Consider the following 11,815-nt stretch of genomic DNA (forward strand, 5'->3'; position numbering starts at 1 on the left):
GAATAATCCTTATTGTGATTTGCTTAAAATTCATTGCAAATATACAAAAAAAATACGACACACATAATATTTTCTTATTATTTTACCGTATATTTGCGAAAACAACATAATTAAGAACATAATTACCTTATAATAATAAACTACCGATTATGAAAAAGATTTTAGGACTCGACCTGGGAACAAACAGCATAGGATGGGCACTGGTGAACGAAAAAGAGCATGATGGTGAACAGTCTTCCATTATCAAACTCGGAGTAAGGGTAAATCCGCTGACTGTCGACGAACAAAACAATTTTGAAAAGGGCAAACCTATCACCACAAACGCCGACAGGACACTGAAACGCTGTATGCGACGCAACCTGCAACGATACAAACAACGCCGCGAGCACCTGATAACGATATTGAAAGAGAATGGACTCATCACAGAAAACACCATACTGGCCGAACAAGGCAACAGATCCACCTTTGAGACTTACAGGCTGAGAGCCAGTGCCGCCACAGAACCGATATCACTGGAACAGTTTGCCAGGGTACTGCTAATGATAAACAAGAAACGCGGATATAAAAGCAGTAGAAAGATAAGCGCCGATGAAAACGGAAAGATAATAGACAGCATGGATATGGCAAAGCTTCTCTATGAAGAGGGCCTCACTCCCGGACAATTCATGCTAAGACACATAGATAGCGGCAAACGCTATACTCCGGACTTCTACCGTTCAGATCTGATTGATGAGTTCAACCGAATATGGGAACGTCAAAAGGTTTTCTACCCGGAAATCCTCACCGACCCATTGCGGCAGGAACTGAAAAACAAAAACGAAAAGCAGACATGGGCTATATGCTCCAAACCGTTTGGCATAGTAGGACAGAAACGCACTACAAAAGGAGATGCCCAGAAACGCGAGAACTATGAATGGAGAAGTAAAAGCCTCAACGAACAGGTCGATCTTGAAACACTGGCTGTGGTCCTGCAAAAAATAAACGGGCAGATAAGCGGTTCAAGCGGTTATCTCGGTGAGATAAGTGACAGGAGCAAAGAACTGTACTTCAAAAAGCAGACCGTGGGCCAGTACTTGATGGAGAGACTCGATAAAAATCCGAATTACAGCCTTAAAAACAAGGTCTTCTACCGGCAAGACTATCTGGATGAGTTTGAAACATTATGGGAGATACAGGCACAAAGCCACAGTGAACTGACGACAGACTTGAAGAATGAGATACGCGATGTGATTATCTTCTACCAACGTCCGTTAAAGTCGCAAAAGGATAAAGTCAGTTTCTGTGAGTTTGAGAACAAACAGGTCGAAACAGAATCCGACGGAAAGAAGAAATCAATGACAATAGGCCTGCATGTATGCCCAAAGTCATCGCCGCTGTTTCAGGAGTTCAAGATATGGCAGATACTAAACAATCTGCAAGTATCAGGAAAGGTTATGACAAAATCGGCAACAGACCTGTCCGGTTATTCCATACATACCGAGAAGGGCCGGCGATTCCTTGAACAGGAAGAAAAGGAAAGGCTCTTTCATGAACTGAGCATCAAGGAGAAAATGTCGAAAGCGGAAGTCTTGAAACTATTATTCAAAAACCATAAGGAGCTGGACCTTAACTATAGTGAAGTGGAAGGTAACCGCACGCAGGCCGCACTGTTCAACGCCTATCAGACCATCATTGACATGAGCGGACACGGAAGCCATGACTTTTCCAAAATGAAAGCCGATGAGGTATATGGCATTGTAGAATCGGTTTTCAACGGACTGGGCTTCAATACGGACATCCTACACTTTGACTCCTCACTAAACGGGAAGGAATTGGAACGCCAGCCATCATACAGACTGTGGCATATCCTCTATTCTTTCACCGGCGACGACTCCAAATCGGGAACTGACAGGCTCGTCGACAAAATCTCCGGGTCATACGGATTCGACCGTGAATATGCCGCAATAATCGCAGGAATCAGCTTCATGCCTGACTATGGGAGCCTTAGCGCCAAGGCAATACGCAAGATTTTGCCGCACATGCGTGACGGACTAAAATACAGCGATGCTTGCAAATATGCAGGTTACCGCCATTCAAAAAACTCACTGACCAAAGAAGAGATTGACAACAAAGTGCTTTGCGACAAGCTGACGCTTCTTCCACGTAACAGTTTGCGCAATCCGGTGGTAGAGAAAATCCTAAACCAAATGATTAATGTCGTAAACTCTGTGGCAGATAAATACGGTAAACCGGACGAAATACACATAGAAATGGCACGCGAGCTGAAATCCAGTGCCAAGGAACGCGAGGAGACCACCAAAGCCATCAGTAATGTCACAGCCGAACACGCGCGTTACCGTGAGACACTGCAAAAGGAATTTGGAATAGCAAACGTCAGCCGGAATGACATTATCAGATATAAGTTGTATATAGAACTGAAAGACAATGGGTTCAAAACTTTATACTCAAACACGTATATTCCCCAGGAAAAACTTTTCAGCAAGGAGTTTGACATAGAGCATATCATTCCGCAAGCGAGACTTTTTGACGACTCTTTCTCAAACAAAACAATCGAGGTGCGCAGCATAAATATAGAGAAAAGTAACGCTACGGCCTACGACTTCGTATGCAACAAATACGATGCCAAGCAAGTCAAAGACTACGAAGCGAGAGTGGAAGATTTGTTCAACAAAAAAATAATCAGCAAGACCAAGCGAGACAAACTCATGATGCGTGAGGCCGACATACCGTCAGGATTCGTTGACCGCGATTTACGCGACTCGCAATACATAGCCCGAAAGGCACGCGAGATATTGGAGAACATGGTAAAAGTAGTTGTCCCGACAACAGGCAGTATTACATCACGGTTACGCGAAGACTGGCAACTTGTGGATGTGATGAAGGAACTTAACTGGGACAAGTACGACAGCCTCGGTCTGACTGAAACTATTTACAACAAAGACGGACGCAGGATACGCCACATCAAAGACTGGACGAAACGCAACGACCACCGTCACCACGCAATGGACGCTCTTACCATTGCCTTCACCAAGTACAGCCATATCCAGTTCTTAAACAACATGAATGCCAGAAGTGACAAGGCCGGCAGCATCTATGCAATAGAAAAGAAAGAACTTTACCGTGACAATGGCAAACTAAAATTCTTACCGCCAATGCCTCTTGATGTTTTCAGGACCGAAGCCATGCGTCATCTCAGTGAAATACTTGTGTCGATAAAGACAAAGAATAAAGTGGTGACAAGAAATGTAAATACCTATAAAGTCAAAGGCGGGAAAAAGAGTAGAATACAACTTACTCCACGCGGACAGCTGCATAACGAGACCATATATGGCTGTATCAAGCAATACACAGTAAAAGAGGAGAAAGTAAACGGGGCGTTTGACGAACAGAAAATCTCCACAGTGGCCGACAAGCGATACCGTATGGCACTAAGCGAAAGGTTGAAACAATATGGGAGCAACGCCAAAAAAGCTTTCACAGGAAGCAACAGTCTGCAAAAGCATCCATTGTTCATAGACGAGACGCACACATTAACCGTGCCAGAAAAGGTCAAGACAGTGAAATTCGAAAATGTATATACCATACGAAAAGAAGTGTCGCCAGACTTGAAAATCGATAAAGTGGTAGATGCCCATATACGCAAGATATTGGAAACACGTCTGAAACAATACGGCAATGACCCCAAAAAAGCATTTACCAATCTTGAAGAAAATCCAATCTGGCTCAATGAAGAAAAAGGAATTTCCATAAAACGTGTGACAATAACCGGTGTAAGCAACGTCGTGGCACTACACGACAAACATGACCATAACGGCATGCCTATATTGGATAAGAACGGCAATAAACAGCCTGCAGACTTTGTCTGTACAGGCAATAATCATCATGTGGCAATTTATCGGGATGCAGACGGGAACTTGCAGGATGAAATTGTTTCTTTTTACAAGGCAACCATACTTGCAAATCAAGGGTTACCGATAATCGACAAGAATAAAAACGACGGCCGGCAACTCTTATTTACGATGAAACAAAATGAATATTTTGTATTCCCTAATGAGAAGACAGGATTTAATCCAAAAGAAATTGATTTGCTGGATCCTAAGAATTATAATGAGATTAGCAAAAACCTGTTTAGGGTGCAGAAATTATCTAAGGGCACAAGCAGAGATTATTTTTTCAGACATCATCTGGAAACAACGGTTGACGATAAAAAAGAACTTCAAGAAATAACTTGGAAGCGAATAAGCTCTCTTGATAAATTAAAGAATATTGTCAAAGTCCGCATTAATCATATCGGACAAATCGTATCGGTGGGAGAATACTAAAAAACAGTATGCCATGATAAAGAAAACACTGTATTTCGGTAATCCGGCTTATCTGTCTCTCCGACAAGGACAAATGGTTATCAAGATACCGGAAATAGAACGCAACGATACCATACCGGAACGAATGAAAAGGCAAAACGAAGTGACAAAGCCGATAGAAGATATAGGAGTAATGGTACTTGACAACCGCCAGATTACAATCACCCAAGGGTTGCTTGAAGCGTTATTGGAAAACAACTGTGCCGTAATCACCTGCGACAACCGCAGCATGCCGGTCGGCTTGATGTTACCACTCTGTGGAAACACTGTGCAGAGTGAGCGGTTTCAGTACCAGACTGACGCATCACTACCATTGAAAAAGCAATTGTGGCAGCAGACGATAAAAGCCAAAATAAGAAATCAGGCGACCGTACTTGCTGCATGTACGGGAAAAGAAGTAAAGAACATGCGACGGTGGGAAGAAGACGTGAAAAGCGGAGATACGGATAATCTCGAAGGACGGGCGGCAGCGTATTATTGGAAGACAATATTCGCCGAGTTCCCGGTAACCGGCGATTTTACACGCAGCCGTGACGGCTTGCCACCAAACAACCTGCTGAACTACGGCTACGCCATTTTGCGTGCCGTAGTGGCCCGTGCACTGGTATCGAGCGGTATGCTACCAACCTTCGGCATCCACCACCATAACAGATATAATGCCTATTGTCTGGCAGACGACATCATGGAACCATACAGGCCGTATATAGACGAGCTTGTATTCACGTTGATTGCAGAAGCAGACGGTCATATACCTGAACTGACAAGAGAGACCAAAGCCAGATTACTATCTATACCCACAACGGAAGTTATCATTGGCAACAAGCGCAGTCCTCTGATGGTGGCAGTCAGCCAAACCACGGCATCGCTCTATAAATGTTTCTGCGGAGAGATACGCCGTATATCATATCCCGAGAGATAATAGAAACTGATTATGAACCGATTCAGTGAATATCGCATTATGTGGGTACTCGTATTTTTTGATTTGCCTACCGAGACAAAGAAAGACAAAAAAGAATATGCGCTTTTTCGCAAGAATCTGCAACGTGATGGCTTTACAATGTTTCAAATGTCAATATATGTACGCCACTGCGCAAGCATGGAAAATGCAGAAGTACATATAAAACGTGTCAAAGCATTTCTTCCCCAATATGGCCAGGTCGCGATTATGTGTATCACAGACAAACAATTTGGCAATATTAAAGTTTTTTACGGACACAAGCCCATCACGACATCAGCACCGGGACAACAACTAGAGCTTTTTTAAGGATATAATTACGGCTTATATCCCCATATTATTGATATATAAACGGGATTTCACTATTAAGTGAAATCCCGTTTATGTAATCACACCCTTTTTCTCAATCCTAACAAACTCCATATATTACTGTGTTACAGATAATTATACATATTGTGGTGTTTGTTATCTTGCAAAGATACGAATTTTAAAGCAAATCACAACTCAAAGTGTTAAGTCGCGTTTATGGGATTAGGTGTTTGTTATCTTGCAAAGATACGAATTTTAAAGCAAATCACAACTTACTTCCCTGAGTTTGCACATCTTGGCGAGGTGTTTGTTATCTTGCAAAGATACGAATTTTAAAGCAAATCACAACTCGCCTGCAGCGTTCAGAGTTCATTGGTGGGTGTTTGTTATCTTGCAAAGATACGAATTTTAAAGCAAATCACAACGAGGGAATTTTGAGGCTATGTCGGGCAATGGTGTTTGTTATCTTGCAAAGATACGAATTTTAAAGCAAATCACAACACAAACCGGCGGGACTCGTGTAATTGGAGGGTGTTTGTTATCTTGCAAAGATACGAATTTTAAAGCAAATCACAACTTGTTTCACTTGTACGGTATCAACATTTTGGTGTTTGTTATCTTGCAAAGATACGAATTTTAAAGCAAATCACAACATATTTCGAAAGCTAATCTAACCCCCTCTTGGTGTTTGTTATCTTGCAAAGATACGAATTTTAAAGCAAATCACAACTTAGCGGCCGTCGCACAGGCGATGTATCCAAGGTGTTTGTTATCTTGCAAAGATACGAATTTTAAAGCAAATCACAACTCCTTGCAAATACGAGTACAATAAAAGCTAGGTGTTTGTTATCTTGCAAAGATACGAATTTTAAAGCAAATCACAACTAACTTTTACGATAATAATATATTCCGCGGGGTGTTTGTTATCTTGCAAAGATACGAATTTTAAAGCAAATCACAACGGAGACGCAGGTTTAGAGGCCGTGGTCGTCGGTGTTTGTTATCTTGCAAAGATACGAATTTTAAAGCAAATCACAACAGTCCTCTAATGCTCGTACTTTTGGACTTGGTGTTTGTTATCTTGCAAAGATACGAATTTTAAAGCAAATCACAACTAACTTCAGCTTCTATCCCGTTAAGGAAAGGGTGTTTGTTATCTTGCAAAGATACGAATTTTAAAGCAAATCACAACGCAGACAGATACTCCTAGTGGAGAGCCTACGGTGTTTGTTATCTTGCAAAGATACGAATTTTAAAGCAAATCACAACTTTCTTGGCAAAGGCCGCGTGCGTTCTGTTGGTGTTTGTTATCTTGCAAAGATACGAATTTTAAAGCAAATCACAACACATTAGACCAATAAGCCATCCATGTTCAAGGTGTTTGTTATCTTGCAAAGATACGAATTTTAAAGCAAATCACAACTGACCCCACTTTGAACGTTGACGTGTCAAGGTGTTTGTTATCTTGCAAAGATACGAATTTTAAAGCAAATCACAACCAATTTTTACGACAACAATATATTCCGCGGGGTGTTTGTTATCTTGCAAAGATACGAATTTTAAAGCAAATCACAACGCGAGTAGCCCGTAAGCTAGCTGAATTTGAGGTGTTTGTTATCTTGCAAAGATACGAATTTTAAAGCAAATCACAACGACATCTCTAAAGCTAATATAACCCCCTCTGGGTGTTTGTTATCTTGCAAAGATACGAATTTTAAAGCAAATCACAACTGCGGGTAACGCAGGTAATTCATCTTCACCGGTGTTTGTTATCTTGCAAAGATACGAATTTTAAAGCAAATCACAACGCTATAGACTTATTAGCGGCGTTAGTTTCAGGTGTTTGTTATCTTGCAAAGATACGAATTTTAAAGCAAATCACAACGTACTCTTCCTGTATTTAACGAACAGGATTGGTGTTTGTTATCTTGCAAAGATACGAATTTTAAAGCAAATCACAACCGCTTCCCGTACATGCCGAAGGAAGACATGGTGTTTGTTATCTTGCAAAGATACGAATTTTAAAGCAAATCACAACTTCACATGGTATGTTAATTACGATGAGAAGGTGTTTGTTATCTTGCAAAGATACGAATTTTAAAGCAAATCACAACTACCACCTCCCGTTCCTTTCGACAGAAACGGGTGTTTGTTATCTTGCAAAGATACGAATTTTAAAGCAAATCACAACCGACACCGTAACGGTAGTATCATCATCAGTGGTGTTTGTTATCTTGCAAAGATACGAATTTTAAAGCAAATCACAACGCTTTTCTCACACAGCAATGACGATAATATGGTGTTTGTTATCTTGCAAAGATACGAATTTTAAAGCAAATCACAACACACATAACTGGAAGAATTTCACCGACCTTGGTGTTTGTTATCTTGCAAAGATACGAATTTTAAAGCAAATCACAACTCTGCCATCGATGTGAAAACAAGTTGTCATGGTGTTTGTTATCTTGCAAAGATACGAATTTTAAAGCAAATCACAACTCTGCCATCGATGTGAAAACAAGTTGTCATGGTGTTTGTTATCTTGTATAATTCCCTATCTCCATAGGCTCATTAGGGGCAACTATTGTTAATGGGTTTGGATTCGCAATTATGACTTTTACCTTTCTATCATCTATGCGCTCGATACGAGTCACACCTTCTTTGCCATCTTCTTTTTTAATTGATATGACAACCGTAATGTTTTCTTTTATCTGATCTTGTGCGATAAGGGATACAGAACCTCTTTCGCTTATCTTAGCTTGATTTTCTGTAAGGAAATCATATTTACATGTTTCGTTTTTTATTCTACACATATATTTATAATTATTGTTGTTTCCTTGCGCTACGTTTCTAATATGTATCTGCTCTTTGAGATAGTACGTTTATAGGCTTTTATAACCGTTTCTATTTACATTTTCACAGAGCTCGTTTCGCTTTTTCTTGTTGCAAAAATAGCATTTTTCACCTATATTAGTGGCAAATCTCCGCATAATTTATTATTCATTTATTGGTTTAAAATCACCACCTTGTAAAGAGTACAAGCGTCCCGTTTTTATATCCTTACATTTGCACATCCCTTGTGAGAGAGTTTCTACCACTTCATATATTCTACCATTATAAACAACTTTCTCGCCAATGTTGAAAAAATAATTGTCCTTTTCTGCGTTACTCTTCGCATCCTCTTCACGCAGGAAGTAATCACGCATTTCCCTTACGTTGTTTGTCATGCCCCAAATCTTGAAGAACAAGAGATTATATTTAGGATGCCAACCACGATTAATACTAATACCATAAATCATGATTTATTTTTATTAATTTCACTAACACGTTTAAGTACATAAGCCTTAAAATGCCATGTTTGAACTCTTTGTGGATTATCTATTGAAGAACATTTATAGACGTTATAACCGTCATAACTTTCGATTTTTACCTTAATATTTTCGGGAGTATAAATAACAATTTCGCCATCATCAAATTGTCGGGCGTATTCTCCCTCAAAGCCACTATTATCAATTATATTCTCTTCTTCTTGCATATTTTCCTTTCTACTATTTTTTATTTCAGTTTTTATATCCTTGTTCTTGTAAATGTATAATGCAGCAGCTTCAAAGATATAGGATAGCCCAATAATAAGCACCGAGCTTAACATAGAAGATATGCCTCCCACTATTGCTCCCGGTTCATGATTTCCAAAACCTGCAAATAATGCAATAAGTCCAATACAAAAGGCTATATAGCCTAAAACCCTCATCGTTTTACTTATAAAAATTCCCATAATCGTATGTTTTAATTGTTGTTATTACTCTGTCCTTTGAACTTCTCTAAAAGTTCCTCTTTGGTTGTGAGGTGTTTGTTATCTTGCAAAGATACGAATTTTAAAGCAAATCACAACGCTTTCATATTGATGGCAGAGAGTACTTTTGGTGTTTGTTATCTTGCAAAGATACGAATTTTAAAGCAAATCACAACCTATATAATGCAAATATAAACTTAATGATGAACAAGTGTAAAACAAAAGGGCAGACGAATTAAATTCATCTGCCCTTAAATATAAAGTCTGTTTATTCACACAGCTTATTCAGCCTTGGGAGCTTCTTCCGCTGCAGGAGCCTCTGTTACTGTCTCCTCTGCAACGGGAGTTTCAGCCTCTGCCTTTGTTGCCTTGCGAGAACGGCGTGTTGCCTTCTTCTTTGTTGTGGTCTTAGCCATATTCTCGTCGAAGTCTACAAGCTCTATGAAGCAAATCTGTGCTGCGTCACCCTGACGTGTTCCGAGCTTGATGATACGTGTGTATCCACCGGGACGGTCACCAACCTTTGCGGCAACCTCTCCAAAGAGTTCTTTTAGAGCGAACTTGTTCTGAAGATAACGGAATACCACACGGCGTGAGTTTGTAGAGTCGTCCTTTGAGCGTGTTATCAGCGGCTCAACGAACTTCTTCAAGGCCTTTGCCTTGGCTACGGTCGTAGTGATTCTTTTGTGCATTATCAGCGAGATGGCCATGTTTGCGAGCATCGCCTCACGATGAGATGCAGTACGACCTAAATGGTTGAATTTCTTATTGTGTCTCATTTTTTTGTTATTCTTTATCTAATTTGTATTTAGAAATGTCGGTTCCAAACGACAGATTCAGACTCTCGAGCAAATCATCAAGCTCGGTGAGCGATTTCTTACCGAAGTTACGGAACTTAAGGAGGTCTGTCTTGTTGTACTGAACCAGATCCCCAAGAGTATCCACATCAGCAGCCTTAAGGCAATTGAGGGCACGAACACTGAGGTTCATGTCTACAAGACGTGTTTTGAGCAACTGGCGCATGTGCAATACTTCCTCATCAAACTCTTGGTTGCCGTCTACATCTGCATTTTCGAGAGTTATCTTCTCGTCAGAGAACAGCATGAAGTGGTAGATGAGAATTTTCGCAGCCTCTTTAAGTGCGTCTTTCGGGTGAATGGAACCATCCGTGGTAACTTCCAATATGAGCTTGTCATAGTCGGTCTTCTGCTCAACACGATATGGCTCAACAGCATATTTTACGTTACGGATCGGAGTATAAATAGAATCGATTGGAATTACATTAACATCGGTACAGAACTCGCGATTCTCATCAGCGGGGACATATCCGCGACCTTTATTAATGGTAAGATCAATCTGCATTGAAGCTTTTGAGTCTAAATGACAAATCACCAAATCAGGGTTTAACACTTCAAATCCAGTCAGATACTTGCCTATATCACCAGCCTTAAACTCTGTAGAATTTTCGACTGTGATACTTACTTTTTCATTCTCGAATTCTTCTACTACTTGCTTGAATCTCACTTGTTTGAGATTCAAGATAATGTTAGTCACGTCTTCTTTTACACCGGATACTGACGAGAACTCATGCTCTACCCCCGCAATGCGAATGGTATTGATAGCATAACCCTCGAGTGATGAAAGAAGAATGCGGCGCAGGGAATTACCGATTGTAACACCGAAGCCAGGCTCTAACGGACGAAACTCGAACTTGCCGAATTTGTCACTAGCCTCTAACATTACGACTTTATCAGGTTTTTGAAATGCTAATATCGCCATTAATTTAATGATTTATTTAGAGTACAACTCAACGATTAACTGTTCCTTTATATTCTCCGGGATATCGGCACGCTCCGGCTTGTGAAGAAGCTTACCGCTCTTGGTGGTATCATCCCACTCTATCCAAGGATATTTGCTATGGTTAAAACCAGCCAATGCAGCCTCAATAACTTCAAGAGACTTTGACTTCTCACGAACAGCTATCACCTGACCGGGCTTAACCGAATATGAAGGTATATTCACTACATTACCGTCAACCGTAATGTGCTTGTGTCCTACAAGCTGACGAGCAGCCGCACGAGTAGGAGCGATTCCAAGACGGAATACCACATTGTCAAGACGGCACTCGAGATTCTGAAGAAGAACCTCACCGGTTATACCGTCTGCCTTTGCAGCTTTCTCAAACATGTTACGGAACTGACGCTCAAGTACTCCGTATGTATACTTGGCTTTCTGCTTCTCTGCCAACATGACACCGTACTCAGATGTCTTTCTGCGACGGTTGTTGCCATGCTGTCCGGGAGGGAAGTTTCTCCGGGACAAAACTTTGTCTGCGCCGAAAATGGGCTCACCAAAACGACGCGCGATTTTTGATTTCGGTCCAATATATCTTGCCAT

General features: G+C 40.8%; 9 protein-coding genes and 2 CRISPR repeat arrays. Of the genes, 3 read left to right on the forward strand and 6 right to left on the reverse strand.

What is annotated here, in order from left to right; translation table 11 throughout:
• Positions 1 to 149: 149 nt before the first annotated feature.
• From cas9 to cas2, 3 genes are read left to right on the forward strand one after another with little or no spacing between them, the layout of a single operon-like run.
• A complete protein-coding gene (gene cas9, locus HPS53_RS09640) occupies positions 150 to 4,322 on the forward strand; it encodes a type II CRISPR RNA-guided endonuclease Cas9 (protein WP_172205916.1) in 4,173 nt (1,390 codons plus the stop codon).
• 13 nt (positions 4,323 to 4,335) lie between these two features.
• Positions 4,336 to 5,280 carry a type II CRISPR-associated endonuclease Cas1 gene (gene cas1, locus HPS53_RS09645; RefSeq protein ID WP_172205918.1) on the forward strand — a complete coding sequence of 315 codons (945 nt, stop codon included), beginning with the start codon at positions 4,336 to 4,338 and terminating at the stop codon, positions 5,278 to 5,280.
• Between the two features lie 12 nt (positions 5,281 to 5,292).
• On the forward strand, positions 5,293 to 5,625 hold the full coding sequence (gene cas2 / locus HPS53_RS09650; protein ID WP_104370286.1) for a CRISPR-associated endonuclease Cas2: 333 nt from the start codon (positions 5,293 to 5,295) through the stop codon (positions 5,623 to 5,625).
• A 148-nt stretch (positions 5,626 to 5,773) separates the two neighbouring features.
• A CRISPR array of direct repeats spans positions 5,774 to 7,433; the repeat unit is 47 nt; unit sequence GGTGTTTGTTATCTTGCAAAGATACGAATTTTAAAGCAAATCACAAC.
• Between the two features lie 30 nt (positions 7,434 to 7,463).
• A CRISPR array of direct repeats spans positions 7,464 to 8,124; the repeat unit is 47 nt; unit sequence GGTGTTTGTTATCTTGCAAAGATACGAATTTTAAAGCAAATCACAAC.
• Between the two features lie 38 nt (positions 8,125 to 8,162).
• On the opposite strand, the gene HPS53_RS09655 is transcribed toward cas2, so the two are convergent.
• The 6 genes from HPS53_RS09655 to rpsD form a co-directional block, all read right to left on the reverse strand.
• Positions 8,163 to 8,438: a hypothetical protein gene (locus HPS53_RS09655; RefSeq protein ID WP_172205920.1), complete on the reverse strand. Its 276-nt coding sequence runs from the start codon at positions 8,436 to 8,438 to the stop codon at positions 8,163 to 8,165.
• 183 nt (positions 8,439 to 8,621) lie between these two features.
• Positions 8,622 to 8,924: a hypothetical protein gene (locus HPS53_RS09660; RefSeq protein ID WP_172205922.1), complete on the reverse strand. Its 303-nt coding sequence runs from the start codon at positions 8,922 to 8,924 to the stop codon at positions 8,622 to 8,624.
• Positions 8,921 to 9,400: a hypothetical protein gene (locus tag HPS53_RS09665; protein WP_172205924.1), complete on the reverse strand. Its 480-nt coding sequence runs from the start codon at positions 9,398 to 9,400 to the stop codon at positions 8,921 to 8,923. The genes HPS53_RS09660 and HPS53_RS09665 overlap by 4 nt, the downstream gene beginning before the upstream one ends.
• Before the next feature lie 299 nt (positions 9,401 to 9,699).
• Entirely contained in the window at positions 9,700 to 10,197 is a 498-nt protein-coding gene (gene rplQ / locus HPS53_RS09670) for a 50S ribosomal protein L17 (protein ID WP_104368401.1), read from the reverse strand.
• A gap of 7 nt (positions 10,198 to 10,204) precedes the next feature.
• Complete coding sequence (locus tag HPS53_RS09675) at positions 10,205 to 11,197, reverse strand: DNA-directed RNA polymerase subunit alpha (protein WP_172205926.1); 993 nt, start codon at positions 11,195 to 11,197, stop codon at positions 10,205 to 10,207.
• Between the two features lie 12 nt (positions 11,198 to 11,209).
• On the reverse strand, positions 11,210 to 11,815 hold the full coding sequence (rpsD, locus tag HPS53_RS09680; RefSeq protein WP_104368399.1) for a 30S ribosomal protein S4: 606 nt from the start codon (positions 11,813 to 11,815) through the stop codon (positions 11,210 to 11,212).

Origin of the sequence: Prevotella sp. PTAC (genome assembly GCF_013166535.1) — a bacterium.
Taxonomy (GTDB): domain Bacteria; phylum Bacteroidota; class Bacteroidia; order Bacteroidales; family Bacteroidaceae; genus Prevotella.